A 26,529-nucleotide genomic window follows, 5' to 3' on the forward strand; every position below is an offset into this window, starting at 1 on the left:
TCAAACGCCACCGGCTGGCGGATAGCGGCAAAAAGTCGCCGCACTGATAACCGGTAGGTAAGGAGTAAAACCATGCATCCAGCACTTTGGGTCAGTAAAACCGGGTTGAGCGCACAGGACACCAATATGTCCACCATTTCCAACAACCTGGCCAACGTGAATACCACTGGGTTCAAGCGGGACCGGGCCGTGTTCCAGGATTTGCTCTACCAGGTGAATCGTCAGCCTGGTGGTCAGAGCACGGAAAACACGCAGCTGCCTTCCGGCCTTCAGCTGGGAACGGGGGTCCGGATTGTGGGCACCGCCAAACAGTTCAGCCAGGGCAATCTTCAGATTACCGAACAGCCTCTGGATCTGGCGGTCAATGGTCGCGGTTTTTTCCAGATCCAAATGCCGGATGGCCAGATTGCCTACACCCGTGATGGTCAGTTCCAGCTGAACTCCGACGGTGATGTGGTCACCCCGGATGGTTTCCCCCTGGAGCCGAACATCAACGTGCCGGAGAACGCTACCAACATCAGTATTGGTAAAGATGGCACGGTCACCGCAGTGACCGACGACCAGGCCGCGCCCGTGAACCTTGGGCAGGTCACCCTGGTGGATTTCATTAACCCACAGGGCCTGCAGGCCATTGGTAACAACCTGTTCAAGCAGACCAATGCCAGCGGCGACCCGGCCGAGGGTGAAGCGGGGCTTGCGGGCCTGGGCACCATTGAACAGGGCTCCATTGAGTCTTCCAACGTGGAAGTGGTCGAAGAGTTGGTGAACATGATCACCACTCAGCGCGCCTATGAAATGAACTCCAAGGTGGTCTCGACCACCGATCAGATGCTTCAGTTCATCACCAACAATATCGGTTAAGTCATGAAACGCATTCAACGCAGGTTACACAGTAAACGGCTGGCCACTCTGGCACTGGTGGGTGTGCTGATTGTGCTGCAGGGATGCACCGCCATGAGCCGACCGCGAGCGGTACCAGACGACCCGGCCTACGCGCCGGTTCGCGCCCAGGCAATGATGCAGCGCGATCCGGATTCCGGGTCGATCTATCAGGTGTCCAGAAACTACAACCTTTACGGCGACACCAAGGCCCTGAACGTGGGGGATGTGCTGACGGTTCAGCTGCAGGAATCCACCCGTGCCAGCAAAAACGCCGAGACGTCGATTACCAAGGATCAGGAGCTGAGCATTCCGGAGCCCAATTTGTTCGGGAAGAACAACATTGGCCTGAACGCCTCGGCGAATTTTGAACGGGACTTTGAAGGCTCGGCCGAAGCGGATCAAAGCAATAGCCTGGCGGGCAGTATCACGGTGACTGTAACGGAAGTGTTGCCTAACGGCGTACTTAGGGTTCGCGGAGAGAAGTGGCTGTCGCTGACTAATGGCGATGAATTTATCCGGATGACCGGCCTGGTGCGCCCACAGGACATTCAGCCAGACAATACGGTGGCCTCCAACCGGGTGGCTGATGCCCGGTTCGCCTATGGTGGCACCGGCGATTTTGATCAGGCCAATCAGATGGGTTGGCTGGCGCGCTTCTTCAACAGTGAGTGGTGGCCGTTATGATTCGTAAACTGAGTGCGGTAGTTGTGGCGATGATTCTCTGTGCGGCCCCGGCCATGGCGGACCGGCTCAAAGATCTCGCCCAGGTAAAGGGTGTAAGAAACAATCAGTTGATTGGCTACGGCCTGGTGGTGGGCCTGGATGGGACCGGCGACAAGGCACCGTTCACCAACCAGACCTTCCGCAACATGATGAACCAGTTTGGCATTACCCTGCCTGATGGGGTGAACCCCAACCTTGCGAACGTGGCGGCCGTGACCGTGAGCGCAACCTTGCCCGCGTTTGCTAAAGCCGGCCAGGAACTGGACATTACCGTGTCTTCTATTGGTAACGCTGACAGCCTTCGCGGCGGCACCTTGCTGATGGCTCCTCTGAAAGGGGCGGATGGCCAGGTTTATGCCATGGCCCAGGGCAGCCTGGTGGTGGGTGGATTTGGTGCCCAGGGGCAGGATGGCTCGAGGATTACCGTTAACGTACCCAGTGTCGGCCGTATTCCCAATGGGGCAACCATAGAGCGTGAGGTGGAATCACCGTTTACTCGGGGTGACACCATTACCTTCAATCTGCTGCGTTCGGATTTCACCACAGCGCGCCGCGTTGTCGAGGCGATTAATGGTCGGCTTGGCCCGGATATGGCCTACGCGCACGATGCGACGTCGGTTTCGGTGCGTGCCCCGCGCGATCCGTCCCAGCGTGTGAGCTTTCTGTCGATTCTCGAAAACATTGAAGTGGACCCCGGCCAGGAAGCGGCCCGGGTGGTGATCAACAGCCGCACTGGCACCATTGTGGTTGGTCAGAACGTGAAGGTTAGCCCGGCCGCCATTACTCACGGCAATCTCACGGTCACCATTCAGGAGAACCCGGATGTGGTGCAACCGAATCCGCTGGCCCAGGGCGAGACCGCCGTGGAGCAGAACACCCAGATTGCGGTAACCGAAGATCCGGCACGGATGTTCCAGTTCGGCCCGGCCACCACCTTGAATGAAATTGTTCAGGCCGTGAATCAGGTTGGCGCCGCGCCCGGCGATGTCATGGCCGTGCTTGAGGCGCTTAAACAAGCCGGCGCTTTGCGCGCCGAGTTGATAGTGATTTAGGTATCGTCATGCAAGATCCGCGTGTTCAGCAAGCCCAGGTTTATACCGACTTCAGTGGCCTGAATGCTCTGAAAACCCAGGCACGTTCAGACAAACAGGCTGCTCTGGAGCAGGTGGCGAAGCAGTTCGAGAGCCTGTTTCTGTCTGAAATGCTGAAGTCCATGCGTAAAGCGGGCGAAGTATTTGCAGAGGGCAACTACCTGAACAGCAATGAAAGTGAAATGTACCGGGATATGTTCGACAGCCAGATCAGCCTGAGTATGGCCGGGGGCACCGGCACAGGTTTGGCCGAGGCGCTGGTGCGGCAGTTAAGCCAGCAAATACCCGGTATGGCGCCGGATGGTCAGCCCGGTTCTCAGCATAAAGCATCGATCGGCGACTACGACCGGACATTGCCCGCGATTTCTGGGGAACTGCCGGCACGCATGAGCGAAGTTGCGGATCTGGCGGATTCCGAACCCGCAGCGCGTGGCCCCGAGGCAGAGGGCCGCTCGTTGCCGGAGCAGTTCGAGTCTCCGGAGCATTTTGTTTCCGAACTGATGCCGGTGGCTGAACGCATTGCGGCGGAGTCCGGCATCGATCCCCGGCTGATGGTGGCTCAGGCCGCCCTTGAAACCGGTTGGGGCCGTCACATGATCAAAGGTGACGGTGATCAGCTCAGCTTCAACCTGTTCGGCATCAAAGCGGATAGCCGCTGGAATGGGAAGGCGGTGTCCATTACCACGACCGAATTCCGGGGTGGGGTGGCCATGAAGGAGCGCGCAGACTTCAGGGCATACCCGGATTATGAGGCCAGCTTCCGGGATTACGTGAATTTCCTGGAAAGCAATCCCCGGTACCGGGATGTTCTGGATTCGGCCGATCAGCCGGCGCAGTTTGCCGATAAGCTCCAGCAAGCTGGCTATGCCACCGACCCCGAATACGGCAGCAAGATACGCCGGATTATGAACCGGGATTCCCTGATGACGCTGTCGCTGCGCAGCAATGAGACAAAGGAGTAACAGGGCATGGCGGGATTGATCGGCATTGGCCTGAGCGGCATTCTTGGCCACCAGACGGCGTTGAATACCACCGGTAATAACATCACGAATGCCAATACTCCGGGTTACAGTCGGCAGGAAGTGCAGTTCGAAACCCAGACGGGGCAGCGCACGGGAGCTGGCACCATCGGCAGCGGTGTCTCGGTTGCCAATATCCGGCGGTTGGCAGACGCGTATCTGAATCAGCAATTGCGTGAGGACAGCACCCTGTTTGGCGAGCAGAATGCGTTCAATGCGGAGCTGACCCGGCTGGATAACTTATTGGGTGGCGAAGATACGGGCCTGAATAAGGCCCTGAATAATTTCTTTTCGGCCATGCAGAATGCGGCCGAAGATCCCACCTCGCTACCGCAGCGGCAACTGGTGTTAAGCGAAGCCCAGCAGCTGATCAATCGTTTCCAGGGGTTGAACCAGGAATTTGTCCAGCAACGGGAGTCGGTCAAGACCCAGATGCAGCAGGGGGCGAAGGATGCCAACACACTGTTGAACAGTATCGCGGAGCTCAATCTGGCAATCTCGGAATCGCCCGGGCTTGCTCAGGGCAAAATGCCCCTGGAATTGATTGACCAGCGTGATGAGAAGCTGCGAGAGCTGTCTGGTCTGGTGAGTATCCGGGTCTCGGAAGTTGAGGGTAGTCAGGTCAATGTGTCGTTGACCAACGGTCTGTCATTGGTGACCGGTTCCGAGGCGTCCCAGTTTGCTACCCGCAGCAGCGCTCAGGATTCGACCCGCCTGCAATTCACCTTGCAGACCGGAGGCCGGACGCTGCTGGTAGACGAACAGATCCAGGGTGGCAAGCTTGGGGGATTGCGGGCGTTTGACCAGATGGGCTTGCAGCCCGCATTTGATGAGCTCGGGCGGTTAGCGATCGCCATTTCCTCATCGACCAACCATCAGCATGAAATCGGCATGGACCTTGAAGGCGATCTGGGCAGCAAGTTTTTTACCGATGTGAACAGCCTGGAAGCCCAGCGCAGCCGGGTTGTGCCCAATGGCAACAATAACCTGAACACCACGGGCCGCCTGGCGGTTGAAATAACCGACAGCTCACAATTGCCTGCCGGTACCTGGGAGCTGCAATTTGGCGAAGATGGACGAAGTTACGAGTTGATTGATGCCCGCTCAGGTGAAACGGTCCGGCAGGGCAGGTTGCCAGACCCGGTGGAATCCGAAATCAATATGCCCGGATTCAACATCCGGATTGAAGGCGGCGGCTTCAATGCCGGAGATAAATACCTGATCCAGCCAAGCCGTAATGCTGCTGAGAGCCTGGATCTGAATATTCGCCGAGAAGAAGATCTCGCGTTCGCGAGCCCGATCAGGGCCGGCGCCAGCGATGACAACCTCGGCACGGCCGAGATTGGCCAGGGCACGATGCTGAATGTGCGGAACCCCAATACGGGCGCTTTGTTGCCGGGGTTCCAGAGCCGGGGAGAGTTGACCAACGGGCCGCTCAATATTCGGTTTACCAATTACGACGCAACGACCGAAACCTACGATTATGAGATCACAGACAACACGCCGGTACCGCCGGCGGGTGCGAACGTTTTAGAAACGGGAAGTTATGATCCCAAGAAGGTCAACGTCTTTCTGAGTGATGACCCCAGCGATGGCAGTCGTTACCAGGGGTTCCAGTTCGATATGACCGGGGAGCCGGCGGTGGGGGACGAGTTCACCATTGATTTCAACAAAAACGGCGTTTCCGACAACCGGAATGCTGAGTTGCTGGCAGCCCTGGGCACCAAGAATACCCTGAATGGCGGCTCCCAGAGTTTCACCGAGGGCTATGCCGGACTGGTGGAGGATATTGGCGTGCAGACCCGCCAGAGCCAGCTCGACAAAGACGCCAGCGCGACTCTGCTCGAGCAGTCGACCAATCAGCGGGAGTCGGTGTCTGGCGTGAACCTGGACGAAGAGGCTGGCAAGCTGATTCAGTATCAGGCTGCCTACAACGCCTCTGCTCAGGTGATTTCTGTGGCTCAGGATCTGTTCAATACGTTATTGCAGAGTTTTCGCTAAGGCGAGGTGATATCCCATGATACGAATTTCATCCCAACAGATTTTCTCGGGCGGTATTAATCGCCTGCAGGGTATCAACAGTAACCTGGTGGATACCCAGCAGCAAATTTCGACCGGAAAGCGGGTTAACAAGCCTTCGGACGATCCGGTGGCTGCGGCCCGGATTCTCAAGCTGGATCAATCGCTTCAGCGCATCGAGACCTATGGCCGCAATGCCAGTCTTGCCGAAAACCGGCTGAAGCAGGAGGAGAGCACGCTCGCAGGTGCCGTCGATATTATTCAGCGGGTTCGGGAGCTGACCGTTCAGGCGGGTAACGGCTCTTTGTCAGCCAACGACCGGCAATCCATTTCCGCCGAGCTGGAGGAACGCTTGGGCCAGTTGGCAAATCTGGCTAACACTCAGGATGCCTCTGGTGAGTACATCTTTAGCGGATTTCAGGGCAGCACACCGGCATTTGCAAAAAACGATGAAGGCAACTGGATTTACCAGGGCGATGAAGGGCAGCGGGTACTGGAGATTGATGATGGTGTAACCGTGCCGATCAGCGATAACGGCAAAGGCATCTTTGTGGATGTGCCCCAAGCCGTTTCCCTGAAATCAACAACCTCGACTGACGGTTATGTGTCGGATCTGGAGCTGATTGGGCCGGAGGACCTTACTAACGCATTCAGCCCGAGGGTGCCGGATGATTTTGACCTCACGGTAACTGACGACGGCGCCGGAAATCTTGAAATCTCCGCCTCCTATACACGAGGTGGCACGACTTATCCGCTGACTGTCGAGCCTGCTGGTGCGGTGGTCGGCGATGAAATCGAGGTGGCGGGCGTCAAGCTGGCAATCAACGATGCTCAGGATGGTGACACCTTCACGCTGGGAGTAAATGATAAACAGTCGATTTTCGGAACCATTGAAGGTTTGATTGACGGCCTGGACAATCTTTCGAAGACCAGTCCGAAAAGCAGTGCCGGGTATGATGCGCTGATATCCGAAACCCTGGCTAACCTGGACAACGCACAGGAATCAGTCATTCTGAAACAAACGGAACTGGGCGGGCGACTGAATGCCGTAGAGTCGACTACTGCATTCCTGGAGGATTCCGGGCTCTACACCCAGGAGATACGGTCCCAGTTGCAGGACGTGGACTACGCTGAAGCGATCAGTAACCTGACCTTCCAGAGCTTTGTGTTACAGGCCGCTCAGCAGTCGTTTGCCCAGGTTTCTCAGCTTTCTCTGTTTGATCGACTCTAATTCACTGTGCCAACGTGACATTTTTGCTCGTTGGCCGGTTGCTTTCAGTCGCTGGCTCAGTATAATCCCCCTCACTCTCCGATGGCGGCGTGGTGAAATTGGTAGACACGACGGATTCAAAATCCGTTGGGGTAAAACCCGTGGCGGTTCGAGTCCGCCCGCCGCTACCACTTATAGGCCGCAACCAGCGGCATCGTGAACAGCCGGCCCATGAACGTCTCCGATTTTCATTTTGATCTGCCGGACGAGCTTATCGCTCGCTATCCGCTAAAAGAACGCAGCGCCTCACGCTTGCTCAGTCTTGATGGTCTTTCCGGCCACACCCGTCACCTGAACTTTACCGACCTCGCTGATTTGCTTCAGCCCGGGGATCTTCTGGTGTTCAATAATACCCGTGTGATTCCGGCCCGGCTGTTTGCCCAGAAAGAGACGGGCGGCAAGGTCGAGATTCTCGTCGAGCGGCTGTTGGGTGAACGCGAGTTCCTGGCCCATACACGTGCCTCCAAGTCTCCGAAAGAAGGGCAGCGCCTGATCCTTGAGGATGGAGCCGCCGTGCGCATGGTTGGGCGTGAAGACGCTTTGTTCCGGTTTGTCTTTGAGAGCGATGAGGCGTTCCTCGATGTGCTTGAGCGCATCGGGCATATGCCATTGCCCCCCTATATGGAGAGAGACGACGAGCTCTCTGATCGCGAACGTTACCAGACAGTCTACGCCAAAGAGGCGGGGGCGGTGGCTGCACCGACCGCAGGGCTGCACTTTGACGATACTGTGCTATCGACCCTCGCAGAGAGAGGCGTCGAATTCGCCTACGTTACGCTTCATGTAGGTGCAGGTACGTTCCAGTCGGTGCGGGTCGACAAGATCGAAGATCACATCATGCACAGTGAAATCGCCCATGTGCCCGAGGAGACGGTCACGGCTGTTAACGAAGCGCGCCGCAGGGGGAGTCGCGTGGTCGCGGTCGGTACAACGTCCGTGCGCTCACTCGAATCTGCGAGCCGGGCAGGGCGGCTGCAGGCGTTTCGGGGGGAAACCGATATTTTCATTTACCCCGGTTACCGCTTCCAGACCGTCGATGCCATGATCACCAACTTCCATTTACCGGAATCGACGCTGATCATGCTGGTCAGCGCCTTTGCCGGCCACAGCAACATTATGGCTGCCTACCGGGAAGCGGTGGCGCAGCAGTACCGGTTTTTCAGCTATGGCGACGCCATGTTTCTCTCAGCCCAGGAGCCAAGCCGGGGCATGATGCTGGGCGCGGAGTCGTCTGTGCAAAGTCAAATTCAACCCCGTGGAGAATCCCAGTGAGTGAATCCTGTTTTATGTCTTTTGAAAAACTGGGAGAAGATGGCAAAGCCCGTCGCGGGCGGTTGACTTTTCCCCGAGGTGTGGTGGAGACCCCGGCGTTCATGCCGGTAGGAACCTACGGCACGGTAAAAGGTATGTTGCCCAGAGACATCGAGGAAATTGGCGCGCATATTATTCTGGGCAACACCTTTCATCTGATGCTTCGCCCGGGCACCGAGGTAGTCAAGGCCCATGGTGATTTGCACGATTTCACTCAGTGGCAGGGCCCGATTCTGACCGATTCTGGCGGTTTTCAGGTGTTCAGCCTGGGTGAGATGCGCAAGATCACCGAAGAGAGCGTTACTTTCCGGTCCCCGGTGGATGGCTCCAAGGTAGAGCTCTCGCCGGAAATCGCCATCCAGGTTCAGCGCGATCTGGGCTCCGATATCGTCATGATTTTCGACGAATGTACGCCTTATCCGGCCACCGAAAAGCAGGCCAAAGACTCCATGGAACTTTCGCTTCGCTGGGCCCAGCGCAGTAAAAATGCACACGAGGGCAATCCGGCTGCGTTGTTCGGTATTGTCCAGGGTGGTATGTACGAATCACTCCGGGACCAGTCTCTCGATGGCCTTGAAAAGATCGGTTTTGACGGTTACGCCATTGGCGGGTTGTCAGTTGGTGAGCCGAAAGAGGACATGATCCGCATCCTGGACCACTTGCCACCGAAAATGCCGGAAGATAAACCCCGGTACCTGATGGGCGTTGGCCGGCCGGAAGACATTGTCGAAGCGGTTCGTCGCGGCGTCGATATGTTTGACTGTGTAATGCCGACCCGGAACGCCCGGAATGGCTATCTGTTTACGTCGACCGGGATCGTCAAGATCCGCAATGCCAAGAACCGTCACGACACCGGCCCACTGGATGAGCGGTGCGATTGCTACACCTGCAAGAACTTTTCCAAAAGCTACCTGCATCATCTTGATAAGTGCGGAGAAATGCTTGGCTCCCAGTTGAATACCATCCATAACCTCCGCTTCTACCAGAACCTGATGAGCGGATTGCGTGGGGCCATTGAAGCAGGTACATTGTCGGACTTTGTAAGCGAATTCTATGCCTTACGGGGCGAAACCGTTCCGCCCCTGGGCGATTCCTGAACAAATTTTGCTTTAAATCAGTCAATAAACGGAGAACCTGAATGAAATCAATCAAACTGCTCATCGCCGGCCTGCTGTCTCTGATGCCTGCCCTGGCCTCAGCCCAGGAAGCCGGTGCCCCGGGAATGAGCGTGATGGGTCAGATTATCTTTTTCGCCGGTTTCATCCTGATTTTCTACTTCCTGATCTGGCGCCCGCAGTCCAAGCGTGCAAAAGAGCACAAGGCGCTGATGTCTGGTCTGAACAAGGGTGACGAAGTCGTGACTTCCGGTGGTGTCGCTGGCCGGATCACCAAAGTGACAGACGATTTCATTGTTCTGGAAGTTGCTGACAACGTTGAAATGAAAATTCAGAAAGTCGCCGTTGCTGCTGCACTGCCGAAAGGCACTCTGAAGGACATCTGAGCTGGTTTTCAGGCGCATTCATCATGCGCCTGTTTCTTTTCTGACTGGCTGAAATATCAAGACCGGCGGACCTGCCGGCTCGAAGGATTCTCATGCTGAACAAGTATCCTCTCTGGAAAAACCTGATCATTGTGTTCGCATTGGTGATCGGTTTCATTTACGCCTTACCGAATTTTTTCCCCGACGACTACGCCATCCAGATCACCGGCGCCCGCGGCAGCACTGAAGTTGACCAGAGGGTATTGGATCGCGCTCTGGCCAAGCTGGAGCAGGAAGGTATTGAAGTAAAATCCAGCCTGCTGGAAGAGCGCGACGCGCTTATCCGTCTAACCAGTTCCGACGATCAGCTTCGGGCCAGGCCTGCTGTTCAGTCGGCATTGGGTAACCAGTATCTGGTTGCGCTGAATATGGCGCCGTCGACGCCCGGCTGGCTCCGCAGCCTGGGTGCTGGCCCCATGAAGCTGGGCCTGGATTTGCGTGGTGGTGTTCACTTCCTGTTGGAAGTGGATATGGAAACAGCTCTGAATCAGCGTCTCGAAGCCCTTGCCGGGCAGATCAAACGCGATTTGAGAGAAGAACGGATTCGGTATCGTGGTGGTGATATTGAGGATGAGACTCGCGTTGTTCTGAGTTTCCGTGACGAGGCTACCCGCACGGATGCGTTTGAACTGGTGCGCGATCAGTACAACGAGTTTCTGCTGGATGAGACAACCGAGGGGCAGGAGTTTCTGCTGACGTTAACCCTGTCTGAAGCGGAAGTTCGCAATATCCAGGAGTACGCGCTCGAGCAAAACCTGACCACCATCCGCAACCGGGTGAATGAGTTGGGTGTGGCTGAGCCGCTGGTGCAACGCCAGGGCGCAGACCGGATTATTGTCGAGCTTCCGGGGGTTCAGGATACCGCGCAGGCGAAACGGGTTCTGGGGGCTACAGCGAACCTGGAATTCCGGATGGAAGCACGCCAGGATACGCCGTCTGCAGAAACCGAGCAGTTCACGTTCCGGGATAATCCGCAGCGTACCGCCCGCCTGCAGCGCGATGTCATCGCCACCGGTAACAATGTTGCCAACGCCCAGCAGGCGTTTGATGAGAATGGGCAGCCTCAGGTCAACATCACCATGGATTCCGTTGGTGGTGATTTGATGAATCGCGCGACACGCAACAATATTGGTCGACGCATGGCGGTTCTGTTTATCGAGTATCGGACTGAAACCGAAACCCGGGAAGTGAATGGCGAAATCATTGAAACCGAAAACCGGGTTGTTGAAAAGGGCATTATCAGTCTTGCCACGGTGCAGTCCGCGCTCGGCAGCAGCTTCCGGATTACCGGCCTGGATTCCATTCCGGAAGCGTCGGAACTGGCGTTGTTGTTGCGGGCCGGTGCGCTGGCGGCGCCGATGTACTTTGTTCAGGAACGTACCATCGGGCCCAGCCTGGGGCAGAAGAACATCGATGCGGGCATGATGTCGGTCATGCTGGGCTTTGGTCTTGTGCTGCTGTATATGCTGGCGTTCTATCGCGGTTTCGGGTTGGTGGCCAATATTTCTTTGACCCTCAACCTGATGTTGCTGGTGGCGTGTATGTCGATTCTTTCCGCCACCCTGACGTTGCCGGGTATTGCCGGTATCGTGCTGACAGTGGGCATGGCCGTTGATGCGAATGTGCTGATCTTCGAGCGCATCAAAGAAGAACTCAAGGCCGGGGTGTCGCCCCAGATTGCCATCAATTCCGGTTATGGCCGAGCGTTTGTGTCTATTTTCGACGCTAACATCACCACATTACTGGTTGCTGTCATTCTGTTTGCCATGGGCTCCGGCCCGGTCAAAGGCTTCGCCGTAACCCTGTGTATCGGCATCCTTACGTCCATGTTCTCGGGCTTGATGGTGAGCCGCAGTATCGTGAACCTGGTGTATGGCGGTCGCAGGGTCGAGAAATTATCAATCGGGGAGAAGCCTAAAAATGCCTGATATGGAAAAACAACCGTTTGATTTTATGGGGTTGCGGAAGGCTGCTTCTGTAATTTCTATTATTCTGGTGGTCACATCGATTGCACTGCTGGGTGCCCGGGGCCTGAACCTGGGGATGGACTTCACGGGGGGCACGTCCGTCGAGCTGGAGTATGCTGAAGCACCGGCGTTGGACGACATCCGTAGTGCGCTTACAGACGCGGGTTACGAGCAGTTTGCCGTCCAGAACTTTGGCGCGGATACCACCGTCCTGATCCGTATGTCGGAAGCGGGCAACGATGAGCTGGCATTGCAGGTGGCTGGAGTGCTGGCGGAAGACGGTGCTGATCTGGAACTGGTGAGCTCCGAATTTGTCGGTTCGCAGGTTGGCGAAGAGCTGAAAGAAGACAGCGGGCTGGGATTGTTGCTCGCGCTGGCGGTTGTGCTGATTTACGTCGGTATGCGCTTCCAGTTCAAGTTCGGTATCGCTTCAGTGGTGCCGCTGGCCCACGATGTCATTATTGTTCTGGGTGTCTTCGCGCTGTTCCAGTGGACATTCGATCTGACGGTACTGGCGGCTCTGCTGGCGGTTATCGGTTACTCTCTGAACGATACAATCGTCGTGGCGGACCGGATCAGGGAAAACTTCCGCAAGATGCGTGTAGGTGAGCCCTGGGACATTATCAACCAGTCTATTCATGAGACCATCACCCGTACCATCAACACCTCGGGTACGACCCTGGTTGTGTTGCTTGCGCTATATTTCCTTGGCGGTGAAGCCATTAACAACTTTGCGCTTGCGCTTATTGTCGGCGTGATTGTGGGTACCTATTCTTCCATCTACGTGTCGGCAAATATGTTGATGGTGATGGGCGTTACCCGTGAAGATCTGATGGTGCCTGCAAAAGAGGGTGCTGGTGAGGAAGAAGAAGAGCAGCCGCCGGAGTGGTTGAACCGGATGTAAGTCCGGGCATTTCCGGCCACAAAAAAACCGCCATCCGGGAGGATTGGCGGTTTTTTTGTGGCCGGAACCGAGGTTCAGCGCGGCAGGCGGCCGCGGAACGGGTTCAGGGTTTTGAGTAATTCACGGAACAGTTTCGGGTTGGCGACCACCAGTTGCTTGGCGGCGCCAACGGCCGGGTTTCCGGAAAAGTCTCCGGTAAGAGCGCCGGACTCCATTGCCAGAGTCACCCCGAGGTCAAAATCGGCTGCTTCCGGGCGGAAGATGACAGCTGCATCCAGCAGGCCCGCAGAGACCCGGGCAATATCAAGGGTAACGCAACCAGTGGTGCGGAACATTGCGGTGTCGCGGGCCAGAACCGTGGCCATTTCACCCCAGATGACCGGGTCGTCACCCTGTCGGGCCTGGTCCAGAAGGTTGCTGGCAATAGCCGCTTTGGCCGTAAGCTTTACATCAGAGGTACGCACGCGGCGGCTGTTCAGGGCAGCGCCATGGCCCCGGCTTGCAGAGTACTCTTCGCCGGTAATCGGATTGATCAACAGCAGGTTTTCGGTGCGGTTGTTCTTTTTCTGGGCCAGAGCCAGTACGAATTCCGGAATGCCCCGTAAAAAATTGTCGCGACCGAGAACCGGGAATATGTGCCAGCTTTTTTCGCTGTCGCCGGCATCTGATTCGCCCAGTGGCGCGATCATGTGGTCTTTGTAGGCTTTTTCCAGTTGCTCGGTGAAGTTGTCGTATATAGAACGCTCCACCCGCTCCAGTTGCCGGTGGCGCTCGGACTCATCCTTGCCGTTGGGCTCCTGGCGCTCGAAATGGGCTTTCAGGTAATCAGATCCCTGGCGCGCGACGCGCAGGGCCATTTTAATTGCTGGTTGCATCTGAGTGTTCATTATCCGGGTGTGTGAAGGCCGTGCATCATAGCAAAAACTGGCCCGTTTTGTACGTTTTTTGGCTTAGCAAAAGCACGGATACCATGGGGTTGCGGCTCTTCCGGAGAGCGGAGTGGCCGGTAATTCTGGTATTATGACGGTCTTTAATCATTTTTATCGATGCAACAGGCCAGACAATCATGAATAAGCCCGCGCTGCCCCGGGAAAACACGGATACTTACAACAACCAGGTTCGCATTGTCCTGGTGGAGACCTCACACTCCGGTAATATCGGGGCCGTTGCCAGGGCTATGAAAAACATGGGTCTGGGAAATCTCTGGCTGGTAAACCCGTCGTCATTCCCGGACGAAGCGTCCTATGCCCGGGCTTCGTCGGCGGCCGATGTGCTCGATGCGGCACGGGTCGTGTCCAGTCTCGATGAAGCGCTGGCTGACTGTGTTCTGGTGATGGGCACCAGTGCTCGCGGGCGGAAGGTTCCGTGGCCGGTTATTTCGCCGCCGGTGGCGGCCTCAACGGCAGCGGAAAACAGTGAACGCGGCCCTGTAGCGTTGGTGTTCGGTCGCGAAAGCAACGGGCTTTCCAATGATGAATTGCAACGCTGTCACTATCATATCCATATTCCTTCGAATCCGGATTACAGCTCTCTGAATCTTGCTATGGCTGTTCAGGTTGTGTGTTATGAACTGCGAATGCACTACCTGCGCGGTCTTGAAGAGGGGGAAAGTAGCCCCCAACTTGAAGCCATGGTCGCGCCGGGTGATCGGGGCTGGGATGTGCCACCGGCAACGGTACAGGATGTCGAAGGATTTTTCGGGCATCTTGAGCAGATGTTGCAAGACGTGGAGTTTCACCGTCGGGATTATCCACGCCAGTTGATGACCCGGCTTCGTCGTTTGTTTCAGCGGGCGAAGATGGACCAGATGGAAATCAATATCCTGCGCGGGATTCTGACATCGGTGCAAAAAGCCGCCGGAACCGGTAAAGGGGATGCGTCAACATCAAGTGCGGCCGGTGCCGTGGATGAGGGGTAAGAATAACGTCATGCTACAGCGTTTACGGGAAGATATTAAAAGCGTATTTCACCGCGACCCGGCAGCCAGAAACACCTTTGAAGTGCTGACCAACTACCCGGGCCTTCACGCTCTGCTGTTCCATCGCTTTTCCCACTGGCTTTGGGGGCTGGGGCTGAAATGGCTGGCACGAACGATTTCAACGCTGGCGCGCTGGTTTACCGGAGTTGAGATCCATCCGGGTGCCACCATTGGCCGGCGATTCTTTATTGATCATGGTATGGGCGTGGTCATCGGCGAAACGACCGTAATCGGCGACGACGTGACCCTGTATCAGGGCGTGACGCTTGGCGGTACCAGCTGGAATAAGGGAAAGCGCCACCCCACCATCGGCAATGGCGTTGTGGTGGGTGCCGGCGCCAAGATTCTCGGGCCGTTCGAAGTGGGTGAGGGGGCCAAGGTTGGCTCCAACTCCGTGGTGACCAAGGCGGTTCCTCCTGGTGCAACGGTGGTTGGCATCCCGGGGCGGGTCATCGTCAAGCGCAAGGGCGAAGAAGCGGTCCGTCGCAAGCAAATGGAGGAGCGGATGGGCTTCGATGCATATGGCGTGACCGAGGAAATGCCGGACCCTGTGGCCCGATCGGTTCGTGCGCTGCTTGATCATATGCACGCGGTAGACGACCGGATCGAAGTAATGTGCAAGGCTCTGCGCAAGGTGAATGCCGAATACCAGAACGGCGCGTTGCCTCCGCTTCACGATGAGGATTTTGACTGCGTTCGCGACGAGTCGGATGATCCGGAGCGTGGCTGAATACTTGACTGTTTTAGTGGGTCAATTCATACTCGGTGCTGTTATTCGAGATTCAATCCCATCTTCGGGGCTGAGAATATGAAGCTGACCACGAAAGGCCGTTATGCCGTAACGGCAATGCTGGATCTTGCTCTCCATGCCGGGCAGGGGCCGGTCAGTCTGGCGGATATTTCAGCCCGGCAGGAAATTTCCCTCTCCTATCTTGAGCAGTTGTTTTCGCGCCTGCGTCGCCAGAAACTGGTCGACAGTGTACGGGGGCCGGGCGGTGGCTACAGGCTTAGCCGCTCAGCTGATGAGGTCTACGTTGCCGAAGTGGTGGACGCGGTAAGCGAATCTCTCGACACGACTCGATGCGGAAACAAGGGCGATTGCCAGAACGGTGAGAAATGCCTTACTCACCACCTTTGGTCCGATCTCAGTGACCAGATTCATCAGTTTCTGAGTGAAATCAGCCTCGGTGATCTGATGCGCAAGAATGAGATCCGGCAAGTGGCTGATCGCCAGAATCACAAGCACTCCGACGAGAGTGCTGACACCATTAATACCCGACGCCTGACAGACCAGGCCACGGCCTGACAATCCGACCCCATTGCCTATGAAAAAGCCCGTTTATCTGGACTATGCGGCAACAACGCCCGTTGATCCGGCTGTTGCCGAGCACATGATGAAATTTCTCACTCTGGAGGGCGTGTTCGGTAATCCCGCGTCTCGCTCCCACGGCTATGGCTGGCAGGCCGAAGCGGCCGTTGAGAGTGCGCGCCGGCAGGTGGCGGATCTGATCCACGCCGATCCGCGTGAAATTGTGTGGACCTCCGGAGCCACCGAATCGGATAATCTCGCCATCAAGGGTGTGGCGGAGTTGCATGATCAACCGCACATTGTAACTTCCATAATCGAGCACAAGGCGGTCATTGATACCTGCAGGCGGTTGGAGCAGCAGGGCGTGGCAGTGACATGGCTGGAACCGGACACAGAAGGGCGGGTGTCGCCGGCGGCTGTCGAGGCGGCTGTTCAGGAAAATACCGTGTTGGTCAGCCTGATGATGGTGAACAATGAGCTCGGATCGCAGTCTGATATCCGCTGTATTGGTCGCTATCTGAGGCAGCGGGGCATTCTGTTCCATGTGGATGCCGCTCAGGCCGCAGGCAAAGTGCCTGTCGATGTTTCCGAGCTTGAAGTGGATCTTCTTTCGCTCTCTGCGCATAAGGTATACGGCCCCAAGGGCGTGGGCGCTCTTTACGTGCGCCGCGCGCCTGAAGTCCGGATTGCGGCACAAATCCATGGTGGCGGGCACGAGCGTGGTATGCGCTCCGGAACGCTGCCAACCCACCAGATTATCGGCATGGGCCAGGCGTTTGAGTTGGCCCGGGTGAACCTGAATGCTGAGACAGATTGGCTTGAGCAGCTTCGCGGGCAATTTCTTGAGGGGCTGGAGTCGCTTTCGGGAGTTCATTTCAACGGCAGTCGGGAACATCGGGTGCCGGGTATTGTCAATCTCTCATTCGACGGGGTTGAAGCGGAATCTCTGATGCTGGGATTGCGCCACCTTGCTGTGTCTTCTGGATCTGCCTGCGCTTCGGCGACTGTAGAGCCCTCGTTTGTGCTTCGGGGAATCGGCCTGAGTGATGAGATGGCCCACAGGGCGTTGCGGTTTTCGTTTGGCCGGTTCACGACAGAAGAAGAGATCGCGTTCGCGACGTCGCAGATCAATGAAGTTGTTGGGCGACTTCGCTCGGTGCGGTAGGCAGTTGCACCCTGACGGCGTATAATCCCACCCCTGAATTTTCAACCCTGAACTAACTGGAGAAATACCATGGCAAATGAGCGCACGCTCTCCATTATCAAGCCCGATGCGGTCGCCAAGAATGTGATTGGCGAAATTTACAGCCGTTTCGAAAAAGCAGACCTGAAAATCGTCGCTGCAAAAATGATGCACCTGACCCAGGAGCAGGCCGAGGGCTTCTACGCCGAGCATAAAGAGCGCCCGTTCTTTAACGATCTGGTCGCATTCATGACCTCTGGCCCGGTTGTCGTTCAGGCTCTGGAAGGCGAAGGCGCCATCCTGAAAAACCGTGATCTGATGGGAGCGACCAATCCGAAAGAAGCAGAAGCAGGCACTATTCGTGCAGATTTTGCTTCTTCTATTGATGCTAACGCTGTTCACGGATCGGACTCTGCCGCTTCTGCTGAGCGCGAAATAGCTTACTTCTTTAACGACAACGAAATCTGCCCGCGCGGCTGAAGTTGTTGTGCCAGGGGCGCCTGAGAGGCGCCCCTGTATTGGTTATTTGATCGAGGTTATGTGATGACAGGCGCCGCCGAAAAAGTCAATCTTCTGGGAATGCCCAAGGCAAAACTGGAGGCGTTTTTTGAAACTCTGGGAGAGAAGCGTTTCCGTGCCCAGCAGGTTCTGCAGTGGATACATCAGCGGGGCGCTGATGACTTCGATCAAATGACCAATATGAGCAAGGTGCTGCGGGACAAGCTGAAGCAGGTTGCCGAAATTCGTGGCCCCGAGGTGGTCTACGACGAAACGTCCAAGGACGGTACCCGCAAATGGGTAATGCGCATGGACAACGGCAACAGTGTCGAGACCGTACTGATTCCGGATGGAGAACGGGGAACGCTCTGTGTTTCCTCTCAGATCGGTTGCAGTCTGGATTGTACCTTCTGCTCCACAGGCAAGCGCGGATTCAACCGCAATCTTACTGCAGCAGAAGTCATCGGGCAGGTTTGGGTGGCCCGCAAAGCGTTCATGCCTTTTGAGCCCGGGCCGGATCGGCCCATTACTAACGTCGTTATGATGGGTATGGGCGAGCCTTTGCTCAATTTCGACAATGTCGTGGACGCCATGAATCTGATGATGGAGGATCTGGCCTACGGTATTTCGAAGCGCCGGGTAACTCTCAGTACCTCGGGTGTGGTGCCGGCCTTGGATCGCCTGTCGGAAGTTACCGATGTTTCACTGGCTATTTCTCTGCACGCGCCGAATGATGAGCTGCGTAACAAGCTGGTTCCGTTGAATAAAAAGTACCCGATTGCAGAGTTGCTGGCCGCAACCAAGCGTTACTTTGCCCGGTTGCCCGATAAGCGTAAGGCAACGATTGAGTACACTGTGATTGAGGGAATGAACGACCAACCAGAACACGCCCGGGAGTTGGCCGCGCTGTTACGGGATCTCCCCTGCAAGATTAACCTGATCCCGTTTAATCCATTCCCCGAAAGCGATTTTCGGCGGCCGAGCATGAATGCGACCCGCCGGTTCCAGGCGGTGCTCAATGAGGCCGGCTACATTGCGACCATCAGAACACCCCGGGGCGACGATATTGATGCCGCCTGCGGTCAGCTGGTTGGCCGGGTTGAAGACCGCACCCGGCGCAGCCAGCGTTATATTGCCGTTCAGCAGGTTAATCCCTGACAGCCGGCGGGCAGGACAACAGGAGAAAGTATTTGTTGATGGCAAAGGGCGTTACCGTAAAACTGGCTGCCGCTGCGGTGCTGATGGCTGCGGTTGTTCTGTCAGGCTGTGTTACCACCACGGATAGCCGGTTCAGTCGCGAGGCCGATCGTCAGAAAGCCCTCAATAACTATGTTCAGCTTGCGACGGCTTACATTGGCCAGGGTAATCTGGAGCGTGCCCGCAACCATCTGGAGCGGGCCCTGGAAATTGATGCCGATAGCGCTCCCGCGCTTGCGGCCCGCGGCCTCGTGCTCAGTGCGGAAGGTGAAGAAAAGCTTGCCGAAAAAAGTTTCCGCGAGGCTTTGGCCGCAGATGACGGGTACACCCGGGGCAGGGTTTATTACGGGGCTTTCCTGTACAGCCTCGAGCGTTTCGAGGATGCCCGTAACCAGTTCAGAACCGCCTCAAAAGATACCGACTATAAGGATCGCGGCGCTGTTTTCTACAATCTCGGCCTGACCGAAGAGCGGCTTGGCTCGCTGGCGGGCGCAGAAGCGGCATACCGTCGATCCGTTGAGCTGACGCGTGGCGAAGCGCGAACACTTCTGTCGTTGTCGCGAGTGCTTGTTGAACAGCAGGACTACTCCGAGGCTTCCCGCTATTACAGCCGCCTTCAGACCATGATTCAGCGCAATACACGGTTGACGCATTCACCGGAGAGTCTGTATACCGGTATCCGTATTGCACGACATTTTCGCGACCGGGACCAGGAAGCCAGCCTGGCGTTGTTGCTCAAAAACGAGTATGCGGATTCTGTCGAATATCAACAATATAAGGTACTGATTGCCAATGACCGGTGAGGATCAGTCACAGCCACAAGTCGAAGGTCAGGTCGGCCTCCAGCTGAGGCAGGCCCGGGAGAAGCTCGGGTTGAGTGTCTCAGACATCGCGGATCAACAGCACCTTCGCCCCTGCATTATTCAGGCGATAGAGGAGGGGGATTACAACAAGGTCGACACTGAACTGTTTCTGAAGGGCTATGTCCGAACGTATGCGCGACAAGTAAACCTGGACCCTGATTCAGTGATTTCTGCGCTGGATGCCGAACTCGAACCGCTCCGTGAGCAGCGAGAACGGGAACACCTGGCCAATCCCCTGGTTGATATTGAACGAAAAAAACGGCGCAAACGGCAGATTGCGAAGTTAGTAATCTTGATTGTGTTCCTGGGTGTGTCGGGGTTGCTGGCCTACAACATTTTTCTCAAACCGATTCATGGCGGGGAGATGGAGGGTGCCGAAGGCGCTACAAATGAGACGTTGACCCAGCAACCGGACGAGTCGCCCGGTGAAAACATCAGTGAGCCCCAAAGCCCCTTAGATGAGGCTTCCGCTGACGGCCAGCCAGGGCTGACACCGGCGCCGCTTGATACCTCCGAAGTAGCGGTGGCGAGCGCCGATTCGGCAAGCCCTGCAGGAGTGAACGACGCGGATCAGGCTCCGTTAGACGGCGAAAGGCCTGTCGTTGGTCCGGGTGAGGCATTGCCGGATGCAGTTGCGCCGGGCCTTCTGCCGGCCGAGGAATCACCGACAGAGCCAGCGCCAGTGCAGTCCGTCAGCCTGGAAATGGAGTTCAGTGCAGACTGCTGGATACAGGTAACGGACGGAGCAGGTAACCGGTTGGCCAGCGCTCTGCGTACAGATGGCGATGTTCTGGATGTGCGTGGCCAGCCGCCACTGAAGGTTGTTGTGGGGGCGATGAGCGCGGTGGAGTCTTTGGCGTTCCAGGACGAGCCCATGGACCTGGGAAGCTTTCGTGTCGTGAACAACCGTGCTGAGTTCACGCTTGAACCCTGAACAGTATTTTCTATCAAGATTTCTGGTTGAATCCCATGAAACAAGAGTCTCCGATCAAAAGACGTAAATCCCGTCAGATTATGGTGGGCGATGTACCGGTGGGGGGAGATGCCCCCATCGCCGTGCAGAGCATGACCAATACCAATACCTGCGACGTAGACGCGACGGTCGCCCAGATCAGGGCCATTCAGGATGCCGGCGCAGATATTGTCAGGGTGTCGGTGCCGTCCATGGAGGCTGCAGAGGCGTTCGGTAAAATACGCCAGCAGGTTTCCCTGCCACTGGTTGCCGATATTCACTTTGATTACAAGATTGCCTTGAGGGTTGCCGAACTCGGTGTAGACTGTTTGCGCATCAACCCCGGCAACATAGGTCGCGACGACCGGGTCAGCGCGGTCATCAGCGCTGCCCGCGACCGTGATATTCCGATCCGTATCGGGGTGAATGCGGGGTCGCTGGAGAAAGCCCTGCAGCGCAAATATGGCGAGCCCACACCAGAGGCTCTGGTGGAATCGGCCATGCGCCATATTGATATCCTGGACAAGCATGATTTCCAGAACTTCAAGGTCAGTCTCAAGGCCTCTGAAGTGTTCATGACGGTCGCGGCGTATCGCCTGATTGCGGCTCAGATTGACCAGCCCCTGCACCTTGGTATCACCGAAGCCGGTGGGTTCCGTTCCGGTACAGTCAAGTCATCCATCGGTTTGGGGATGTTGTTGATGGATGGCATCGGCGACACCATTCGTGTTTCCCTTGCCGCGGATCCGGTTCAGGAGATCAAGGTCGGCTTTGATATTCTCAAAAGCCTGCGCTTGCGCAGCCGCGGCATCAATTTCATCGCGTGCCCCAGCTGTTCCCGTCAGAATTTTGATGTCATCCAGACCATGAACGATCTGGAAGCTCGTCTTGAAGATGTGAATACGTCCATGGATGTGGCCATTATCGGCTGCATCGTCAACGGACCGGGTGAAGCGAAAGAGGCGGATATCGGTCTGACCGGCGGCACGCCAAAAAACCTGTTCTACATGGGCGGCAAGCCGAACCAGAAGCTGGAGAACGCTACGCTGGTTGATGATCTTGAACGGCTGATCCGTGAAGAAGCGACCCGTCGTCAGGAGCAGGAAGAGGCCGTGATCGCCAGGTCATCAGACTGATCAGAACCGATTTCAGTAACACATCAGGATTTTATTTTGGCAAAAATTCAGGCAATCCGGGGCATGAACGATATTCTCCCGGATCAGACACCGGTTTGGCAGTACGTTGAGTCCACCGTCCGTGAAGTGCTCGGGCAGTACGGTTATCAGGAGATCCGTATGCCCGTGGTTGAGCACACCGAGTTGTTCAAACGCTCGATCGGCGAGGTTACCGACATTGTCGAGAAAGAAATGTATACCTTCGAGGATCGTAACGGTGACAGTCTCACCCTTAGGCCTGAAGGTACAGCCGGCTGCGTGCGGGCTGCGGAAGAGCATGGCTTGCTCTTCAACCAGACCCGTCGCCTGTGGTACACCGGCGCCATGTTCCGGCATGAGCGTCCTCAGAAAGGTCGCTACCGCCAGTTTCACCAGATCGGAGTGGAATGCTTCGGTATGGCAGGCCCGGACATTGATGCAGAACTGCTGATTCTGACCGCACGGTTGTGGAAAGCGTTCGGGTTGACCGAGCACGCCAGACTAGAAATCAATTCCATTGGCACCAGTGAATCCCGGAAGGTTTATCGGCAGGCTCTGGTTCAGTACCTGGAGCAGTATCAGGATAAATTGGACGAGGACAGCAAGCGGCGTCTTGGCACCAATCCGCTGCGGATTCTGGACAGTAAGGATCCGGGGACTCGGGAAATCCTCAGGGGTGCCCCGAGTCTGGACGATTATCTGGACGATGAATCGCGTCAGCATTTTGAGCAGTTGAAAGCCATGCTGGATGCTGCCGGTATTGCTTATACGGTGAACCCTGCACTGGTGCGTGGCCTCGATTACTATGGCAAGACGGTGTTTGAGTGGATTACCGAGAGCCTGGGAGCTCAGGGCACCATCTGCGCCGGGGGGCGTTACGATGGTCTGGTGGAGCAACTGGGTGGTAAAGCGACCGTAGCGGTGGGCTTTGCTATGGGGCTTGAACGTTTGATTTTATTACTGGAAACGCTGGACCTGATACCGCAACACGTCAACAATCAGGCGGATGTGTATGTTACGGCCATGGGCGATACCTCGGTGGCGCCGGCGATGGCGTTGGCAGAGGCGTTGCGTAATGAGTTGCCTGGCCGGATTGTGATATCCCACTGCGGCGGCGGCAGCTTTAAGAGCCAGATGAAAAAGGCCGATCGCAGCGGTGCCCGTTATGCCGTTATTCTCGGGGAAAACGAGATAAACCAGGGGACAGCGGGGTTAAAGCCATTGCGTGATGATCAGCCCCAGCAAGAGCTTGCGCAAGCGGAACTGGCAGGTGCCCTGGCCAGTCTGCTGTGAGGTGATTCAGTTCAAACAGGCAGTTTAAACGAATAACAGGAGTTTTCATGGCGGAGTTGCGTACCGAAGAAGAACAGGTCCAGGCAATCAAGGACTGGTGGAAAAATAACGGAAGCTCGTTGCTGATCGGTATTGGTGCAGCTCTGGCTATCGTGTTTGGGTGGCAGGCCTGGCAAAACCACGAGGCCCAACAACGTGCCGAAGCGGCAAACCAGTTCGCCAGCTTGTTGAATGCGTTTTCTTCAGCTGACGAGGAATCTGCCAATACGGTTGGATTTGTTGCCGAGACCCTGCGTGAAGAACATGGCGACAGTGCCTACGCCATTTACGGCAATCTGGTGCTGGCCCGCCAGCAAATGGTGGAAAGCCAGGACCCGGCAGCGGCGGTTGACAGCCTGCAATGGGCGCTGGACAAAGCGGTGGCTCATCCCGCCCTGGAGCTGGTTATTCGCAATCGGCTTGCCCGTGCCCAGTTTGCGGCTGGAGAGCTCGATGCCGCGCTTGCCACGTTGAATGATGCCAAAGATGCTGAGGCGTTTGCTGCGATTTTCTCGGAATTGAAAGGTGATGTGTTGCTGGCAAAAGGTGATCGTGATGGTGCCCGGGAAGCCTACCTGGCTGCGCGCGAGCAGAGCCGGCAAGGCCGCAACGGCGTGCTGGAGCTGAAACTGTCGGATCTCGGTGTCGGGGAGAGCGCCTGATGGTCGTCGAGCGTGTGCTCAAGGCGGGAATGGGCGTGGTCGCTGGCGGTTGGTTGTTGGCGGTAACGGGCTGCAGCAGCACGGACACCTTTGAACAGCCAGCGCCGCTTCCGGAGGTCAGTGAAACGGTTGAGCTGGATACCCTGTGGAGTATGTCGGTCGGCGACGGTCATGATGACCAGTTGCTGCAAATAGCGCCGCTTTATACCGGCAACCTGATTTATGCCGCATCGGCGGACGGCGTGGTGTTGTCGGTCAAGCCTTCCGATGGCGAGGTTGTCTGGCAGAAAGAGTATGAAGAGCGGTTTTTTGCGGGCCCGGGAGCTGATGCCGAGCATCTTTATATGGTAACGCGAGATGCGGAGCTGGTGGCATTGTCGGCCGGGGATGGCAGCGAAATCTGGCGCTCCTCGTTGCCAACCGAGGTGCTGGCGACGCCGCAATCGAACGGTAATCTGGTTGTTGTCCAGACCACCGATGGCCGGGTTATTGCGCACGACGCAAAATCCGGTGAGCGACTCTGGCAATACGAGGCGCAGGTGCCGGTATTGACGGTGCGTACCGCAGCGGCGCCGTTGGTGGGAGGCGACATCGTTATCTCCTCGTTTGCAAACGGTCGGGTGATCGCACTCACAGCTGCCGACGGCCAGCCAGTATGGCAATACGAGGTAGGGCAGCCGCAAGGGCGCACCGAGCTCGAGCGCCTGGTTGATATTGGCGGGCAGCCCCTGGTGCTTGAGTCTGCCATCATGGTTGTGGGTTACCAGGGCAAGCTGGCGCTGGTGGATATTCGCTCTGGCCAGGAAATCTGGAGCCGTCAGGCATCAAGCTTTCACTCCCCGGCGATTGGCAATGGCAATATTTTTCTGTCTGCGGCCAACGGGAAGGTGCTGGCACTCAGGGGAAACGACCGGCGTGAACTCTGGGTTCAGGACAACCTTTCCTGGCGCCAGCTTACCCGGCCTGCAGTTAGCGGAGACTATCTGGTGATTGGTGATTTTGAAGGTTATCTCCATGTGCTTTCCGCTGCGGATGGCAGTCTGCAGGGCCAGCGCTCTTTCGATAGTGACGGTATCCGCGTACCGGCTCAGGTGATTGATGGTGGTAACCTGCTGGTGTATGGAAACAGCGGGAAAATGGCTGTGCTGAGTATTGAGCAGGACGACTGAATACACCACGGATTTATTATGCCCGGCCCAGGCGCGTGCCTGTGATGCCGGGTTTCTGGTTTCTTGAATAGCAGATTATTATGACCCCAGTTATTGCCCTTGTCGGACGTCCTAACGTTGGTAAGTCCACTTTGTTCAACCAGATGACCCGCTCAAGGGATGCCCTTGTGGCGGATTTTCCGGGCCTGACCCGAGACCGGAAATACGGAGAAGGCAGGTACGAGGGACAGAAGTTCATCGTCATCGATACCGGTGGCTTAACCGGTGACGAGGCTGGCATTGATGCCGAAATGGCTCATCAGTCGATGCAGGCGGTGGATGAAGCCGATATCGTATTGTTCCTGGTGGATGGTAAGGCCGGATTGACCGCTGGCGACGAAATGATTGCCGACTACCTGAGGAAATCCGGAAAGCGGGCGCATCTGGTGGTCAATAAAACGGATGGCCAGGATCCGGACGTTGCCGCAGCGGATTTCTATAGCCTTGGTTTTGACTCCAGTTTCCTCATTGCCGCCGCGCACAACCGGGGCATCCTTTCATTGCTGGAAGCACTGCTGCCGGAACCGGAAAATCCCGAAGACCAGGATCGCGCCGATCGCTACCCGGGTATCCGCATTGGTGTGGTGGGGCGCCCGAATGTGGGCAAATCCACGCTCGTCAACCGGATGCTGGGCGAAGACCGCGTGGTGGTCTACGATATGCCGGGAACCACCCGCGACAGTGTCTATATCCCCTATGAGCGTCACGGCCATGAGTACACGCTGATTGACACAGCCGGTGTGCGGCGCCGCAAGAATGTTCGTGAAGTCGTGGAAAAGTTCTCCATCATCAAGACGTTGCAAGCAATTGACGATGCCCATGTGGTGATTCTGGTGATTGATGCCCGGGAGGGGCTGGTAGATCAGGATCTGCACCTTATCGGTTTCGTCCTTGATGCCGGTCGCTCTCTGGTGATTGCTATCAACAAGTGGGATGGGATGGATCCGGAGGACCGGAGCCACGTCAAGGAGCAGGTGGCGAGACGTCTGGATTTCCTCGACTATGCCGACAAATATTACATTTCGGCACTTCATGGTACTGGCGTCGGAACCATGTACGAATCGGTTCAGGCCTGCTATGAATCTGCGATGTCAAAATGGCCGACAAACCGGCTTACCGCGATTCTGCAGGACGCGGTTGCCCAGCATCAGCCCCCCATGGTTCATGGCCGGCGCATCAAGTTGCGGTACGCCCACCAGGGTGGCTCGAATCCGCCGGTGGTGGTGGTGCACGGTAACCAGGTGGATTCGCTGCCAGGCGCTTACAAGCGCTATCTGGAAAATACCTTCCGCAAGGTATTGAGCGTAGTGGGTGCGCCAATACGCTTTGAATTCAAGTCCGGGGAAAACCCGTTTGCCCATAAGGTTGACCGACTTACTCCCCGCCAGAAGGTCAAGAAAGACAACGACCTGAAGAAAGGCCGCAGGGTGAAGAAAACCCGGCAGAAAAGCGTTAAACGCTAACCGC

At 56.5% G+C, this 26,529-nt stretch carries 25 protein-coding genes and 1 tRNA gene; 25 read left to right on the plus strand and 1 reads right to left on the minus strand.

The features are described from left to right. Positions 1–72 precede the first annotated feature (72 nt). The 12 genes from flgG to secF all read left to right on the plus strand — a co-directional run bounded on the left by flgG (position 73) and on the right by secF (position 12,726). Positions 73–861 carry a flagellar basal-body rod protein FlgG gene (gene flgG, locus ACP2AU_RS08290; RefSeq protein WP_426375652.1) on the plus strand — a complete coding sequence of 263 codons (789 nt, stop codon included), beginning with the start codon at positions 73–75 and terminating at the stop codon, positions 859–861. A gap of 3 nt (positions 862–864) precedes the next feature. Continuing rightward, positions 865–1,566 (plus strand): flagellar basal body L-ring protein FlgH, encoded by a 702-nt coding sequence (gene flgH / locus ACP2AU_RS08295; protein ID WP_426375653.1) that lies wholly within the window; start codon positions 865–867, stop codon positions 1,564–1,566. Continuing rightward, positions 1,563–2,657 carry a flagellar basal body P-ring protein FlgI gene (locus ACP2AU_RS08300; protein WP_426375654.1) on the plus strand — a complete coding sequence of 365 codons (1,095 nt, stop codon included), beginning with the start codon at positions 1,563–1,565 and terminating at the stop codon, positions 2,655–2,657. Before flgH ends, ACP2AU_RS08300 begins: the two co-directional genes overlap by 4 nt. Before the next feature lie 8 nt (positions 2,658–2,665). Continuing rightward, positions 2,666–3,658 (plus strand): flagellar assembly peptidoglycan hydrolase FlgJ, encoded by a 993-nt coding sequence (gene flgJ, locus ACP2AU_RS08305; RefSeq protein WP_426375655.1) that lies wholly within the window; start codon positions 2,666–2,668, stop codon positions 3,656–3,658. Between the two features lie 6 nt (positions 3,659–3,664). Continuing rightward, a complete protein-coding gene (gene flgK / locus ACP2AU_RS08310) occupies positions 3,665–5,716 on the plus strand; it encodes a flagellar hook-associated protein FlgK (RefSeq protein WP_426375656.1) in 2,052 nt (683 codons plus the stop codon). Between the two features lie 16 nt (positions 5,717–5,732). Then, on the plus strand, positions 5,733–6,965 hold the full coding sequence (gene flgL / locus ACP2AU_RS08315) for a flagellar hook-associated protein FlgL (RefSeq protein WP_426375657.1): 1,233 nt from the start codon (positions 5,733–5,735) through the stop codon (positions 6,963–6,965). A gap of 83 nt (positions 6,966–7,048) precedes the next feature. Beyond that, positions 7,049–7,135: transfer RNA gene (locus tag ACP2AU_RS08320), tRNA-Leu, on the plus strand. Positions 7,136–7,175: 40 nt separating this feature from the next. Next, on the plus strand, positions 7,176–8,276 hold the full coding sequence (gene queA, locus ACP2AU_RS08325) for a tRNA preQ1(34) S-adenosylmethionine ribosyltransferase-isomerase QueA (protein ID WP_426375658.1): 1,101 nt from the start codon (positions 7,176–7,178) through the stop codon (positions 8,274–8,276). 14 nt (positions 8,277–8,290) lie between these two features. Beyond that, positions 8,291–9,412 carry a tRNA guanosine(34) transglycosylase Tgt gene (gene tgt / locus ACP2AU_RS08330; protein ID WP_426375758.1) on the plus strand — a complete coding sequence of 374 codons (1,122 nt, stop codon included), beginning with the start codon at positions 8,291–8,293 and terminating at the stop codon, positions 9,410–9,412. A 41-nt stretch (positions 9,413–9,453) separates the two neighbouring features. Next, positions 9,454–9,816 (plus strand): preprotein translocase subunit YajC, encoded by a 363-nt coding sequence (gene yajC / locus ACP2AU_RS08335; RefSeq protein ID WP_426375659.1) that lies wholly within the window; start codon positions 9,454–9,456, stop codon positions 9,814–9,816. Positions 9,817–9,908: 92 nt separating this feature from the next. Beyond that, positions 9,909–11,783 carry a protein translocase subunit SecD gene (gene secD / locus ACP2AU_RS08340; protein ID WP_426375660.1) on the plus strand — a complete coding sequence of 625 codons (1,875 nt, stop codon included), beginning with the start codon at positions 9,909–9,911 and terminating at the stop codon, positions 11,781–11,783. After that, on the plus strand, positions 11,776–12,726 hold the full coding sequence (secF, locus tag ACP2AU_RS08345) for a protein translocase subunit SecF (protein ID WP_426375661.1): 951 nt from the start codon (positions 11,776–11,778) through the stop codon (positions 12,724–12,726). The genes secD and secF overlap by 8 nt, the downstream gene beginning before the upstream one ends. A 74-nt stretch (positions 12,727–12,800) precedes the next feature. Here secF and ACP2AU_RS08350 read toward each other — a convergent pair whose 3' ends face one another. Then, positions 12,801–13,601: an inositol monophosphatase family protein gene (locus ACP2AU_RS08350; RefSeq protein ID WP_426375662.1), complete on the minus strand. Its 801-nt coding sequence runs from the start codon at positions 13,599–13,601 to the stop codon at positions 12,801–12,803. A gap of 191 nt (positions 13,602–13,792) precedes the next feature. Here ACP2AU_RS08350 and trmJ point away from each other — a divergent pair, with 191 nt between their 5' ends. The 13 genes from trmJ (at position 13,793) to der (ending at position 26,525) form a co-directional block, all read left to right on the plus strand. Then, complete coding sequence (trmJ, locus tag ACP2AU_RS08355; protein ID WP_426375663.1) at positions 13,793–14,644, plus strand: tRNA (cytosine(32)/uridine(32)-2'-O)-methyltransferase TrmJ; 852 nt, start codon at positions 13,793–13,795, stop codon at positions 14,642–14,644. A gap of 10 nt (positions 14,645–14,654) precedes the next feature. Next, positions 14,655–15,434: a serine O-acetyltransferase gene (cysE, locus tag ACP2AU_RS08360; protein WP_426375664.1), complete on the plus strand. Its 780-nt coding sequence runs from the start codon at positions 14,655–14,657 to the stop codon at positions 15,432–15,434. Positions 15,435–15,512: 78 nt separating this feature from the next. Next, the gene (gene iscR / locus ACP2AU_RS08365; protein ID WP_426375665.1) at positions 15,513–16,010 is read left to right on the plus strand and encodes a Fe-S cluster assembly transcriptional regulator IscR; all 498 of its coding nucleotides are present in this window, start codon (positions 15,513–15,515) and stop codon (positions 16,008–16,010) included. 19 nt (positions 16,011–16,029) lie between these two features. Continuing rightward, positions 16,030–17,178: an IscS subfamily cysteine desulfurase gene (locus ACP2AU_RS08370; protein ID WP_426375666.1), complete on the plus strand. Its 1,149-nt coding sequence runs from the start codon at positions 16,030–16,032 to the stop codon at positions 17,176–17,178. Between the two features lie 69 nt (positions 17,179–17,247). Next, positions 17,248–17,676, plus strand: coding sequence for a nucleoside-diphosphate kinase (gene ndk, locus ACP2AU_RS08375; RefSeq protein ID WP_426375667.1), 429 nt, complete (start codon positions 17,248–17,250; stop codon positions 17,674–17,676). 63 nt (positions 17,677–17,739) lie between these two features. Then, complete coding sequence (gene rlmN, locus ACP2AU_RS08380; protein WP_426375668.1) at positions 17,740–18,852, plus strand: 23S rRNA (adenine(2503)-C(2))-methyltransferase RlmN; 1,113 nt, start codon at positions 17,740–17,742, stop codon at positions 18,850–18,852. Positions 18,853–18,890: 38 nt separating this feature from the next. Then, positions 18,891–19,694 (plus strand): type IV pilus biogenesis/stability protein PilW, encoded by an 804-nt coding sequence (gene pilW / locus ACP2AU_RS08385; RefSeq protein WP_426375669.1) that lies wholly within the window; start codon positions 18,891–18,893, stop codon positions 19,692–19,694. After that, complete coding sequence (locus ACP2AU_RS08390; protein ID WP_426375670.1) at positions 19,684–20,688, plus strand: RodZ domain-containing protein; 1,005 nt, start codon at positions 19,684–19,686, stop codon at positions 20,686–20,688. The genes pilW and ACP2AU_RS08390 overlap by 11 nt, the downstream gene beginning before the upstream one ends. Positions 20,689–20,723: 35 nt before the next feature. Next, positions 20,724–21,842: a flavodoxin-dependent (E)-4-hydroxy-3-methylbut-2-enyl-diphosphate synthase gene (gene ispG / locus ACP2AU_RS08395; RefSeq protein ID WP_426375671.1), complete on the plus strand. Its 1,119-nt coding sequence runs from the start codon at positions 20,724–20,726 to the stop codon at positions 21,840–21,842. Between the two features lie 33 nt (positions 21,843–21,875). Beyond that, positions 21,876–23,153 (plus strand): histidine--tRNA ligase, encoded by a 1,278-nt coding sequence (hisS, locus tag ACP2AU_RS08400; protein ID WP_426375759.1) that lies wholly within the window; start codon positions 21,876–21,878, stop codon positions 23,151–23,153. A gap of 47 nt (positions 23,154–23,200) precedes the next feature. Beyond that, a complete protein-coding gene (locus ACP2AU_RS08405) occupies positions 23,201–23,854 on the plus strand; it encodes a YfgM family protein (RefSeq protein WP_426375672.1) in 654 nt (217 codons plus the stop codon). Then, positions 23,854–25,023, plus strand: coding sequence for an outer membrane protein assembly factor BamB (gene bamB, locus ACP2AU_RS08410; RefSeq protein ID WP_426375673.1), 1,170 nt, complete (start codon positions 23,854–23,856; stop codon positions 25,021–25,023). The genes ACP2AU_RS08405 and bamB overlap by 1 nt, the downstream gene beginning before the upstream one ends. Before the next feature lie 80 nt (positions 25,024–25,103). Further along, positions 25,104–26,525, plus strand: a complete 1,422-nt coding sequence (der, locus tag ACP2AU_RS08415) for a ribosome biogenesis GTPase Der (RefSeq protein WP_426375674.1) — start codon at positions 25,104–25,106, stop codon at positions 26,523–26,525. Positions 26,526–26,529: the final 4 nt, after the last annotated feature.

It is taken from the genome of Marinobacter sp. VGCF2001 (genome assembly GCF_049943275.1).
GTDB lineage: Bacteria > Pseudomonadota > Gammaproteobacteria > Pseudomonadales > Oleiphilaceae > Marinobacter.

What these genes read in the sequence shown, in the direction of transcription:
- flgG (WP_426375652.1), top strand. Translation starts at nt 73, where the DNA reads ATGCATCCAGCACTTTGGGTCAGTAAAACCGGGTTGAGCGCACAGGAC.
- flgH (WP_426375653.1), top strand. Translation starts at nt 865, where the DNA reads ATGAAACGCATTCAACGCAGGTTACACAGTAAACGGCTGGCCACTCTG.
- ACP2AU_RS08300 (WP_426375654.1), top strand. Translation starts at nt 1,563, where the DNA reads ATGATTCGTAAACTGAGTGCGGTAGTTGTGGCGATGATTCTCTGTGCG.
- flgJ (WP_426375655.1), top strand. Translation starts at nt 2,666, where the DNA reads ATGCAAGATCCGCGTGTTCAGCAAGCCCAGGTTTATACCGACTTCAGT.
- flgK (WP_426375656.1), top strand. Translation starts at nt 3,665, where the DNA reads ATGGCGGGATTGATCGGCATTGGCCTGAGCGGCATTCTTGGCCACCAG.
- flgL (WP_426375657.1), top strand. Translation starts at nt 5,733, where the DNA reads ATGATACGAATTTCATCCCAACAGATTTTCTCGGGCGGTATTAATCGC.
- queA (WP_426375658.1), top strand. Translation starts at nt 7,176, where the DNA reads ATGAACGTCTCCGATTTTCATTTTGATCTGCCGGACGAGCTTATCGCT.
- tgt (WP_426375758.1), top strand. Translation starts at nt 8,291, where the DNA reads ATGTCTTTTGAAAAACTGGGAGAAGATGGCAAAGCCCGTCGCGGGCGG.
- yajC (WP_426375659.1), top strand. Translation starts at nt 9,454, where the DNA reads ATGAAATCAATCAAACTGCTCATCGCCGGCCTGCTGTCTCTGATGCCT.
- secD (WP_426375660.1), top strand. Translation starts at nt 9,909, where the DNA reads ATGCTGAACAAGTATCCTCTCTGGAAAAACCTGATCATTGTGTTCGCA.
- secF (WP_426375661.1), top strand. Translation starts at nt 11,776, where the DNA reads ATGCCTGATATGGAAAAACAACCGTTTGATTTTATGGGGTTGCGGAAG.
- ACP2AU_RS08350 (WP_426375662.1), bottom strand. Translation starts at nt 13,601, where the DNA reads ATGCAACCAGCAATTAAAATGGCCCTGCGCGTCGCGCGCCAGGGATCT.
- trmJ (WP_426375663.1), top strand. Translation starts at nt 13,793, where the DNA reads ATGAATAAGCCCGCGCTGCCCCGGGAAAACACGGATACTTACAACAAC.
- cysE (WP_426375664.1), top strand. Translation starts at nt 14,655, where the DNA reads ATGCTACAGCGTTTACGGGAAGATATTAAAAGCGTATTTCACCGCGAC.
- iscR (WP_426375665.1), top strand. Translation starts at nt 15,513, where the DNA reads ATGAAGCTGACCACGAAAGGCCGTTATGCCGTAACGGCAATGCTGGAT.
- ACP2AU_RS08370 (WP_426375666.1), top strand. Translation starts at nt 16,030, where the DNA reads ATGAAAAAGCCCGTTTATCTGGACTATGCGGCAACAACGCCCGTTGAT.
- ndk (WP_426375667.1), top strand. Translation starts at nt 17,248, where the DNA reads ATGGCAAATGAGCGCACGCTCTCCATTATCAAGCCCGATGCGGTCGCC.
- rlmN (WP_426375668.1), top strand. Translation starts at nt 17,740, where the DNA reads ATGACAGGCGCCGCCGAAAAAGTCAATCTTCTGGGAATGCCCAAGGCA.
- pilW (WP_426375669.1), top strand. Translation starts at nt 18,891, where the DNA reads ATGGCAAAGGGCGTTACCGTAAAACTGGCTGCCGCTGCGGTGCTGATG.
- ACP2AU_RS08390 (WP_426375670.1), top strand. Translation starts at nt 19,684, where the DNA reads ATGACCGGTGAGGATCAGTCACAGCCACAAGTCGAAGGTCAGGTCGGC.
- ispG (WP_426375671.1), top strand. Translation starts at nt 20,724, where the DNA reads ATGAAACAAGAGTCTCCGATCAAAAGACGTAAATCCCGTCAGATTATG.
- ACP2AU_RS08405 (WP_426375672.1), top strand. Translation starts at nt 23,201, where the DNA reads ATGGCGGAGTTGCGTACCGAAGAAGAACAGGTCCAGGCAATCAAGGAC.
- bamB (WP_426375673.1), top strand. Translation starts at nt 23,854, where the DNA reads ATGGTCGTCGAGCGTGTGCTCAAGGCGGGAATGGGCGTGGTCGCTGGC.
- der (WP_426375674.1), top strand. Translation starts at nt 25,104, where the DNA reads ATGACCCCAGTTATTGCCCTTGTCGGACGTCCTAACGTTGGTAAGTCC.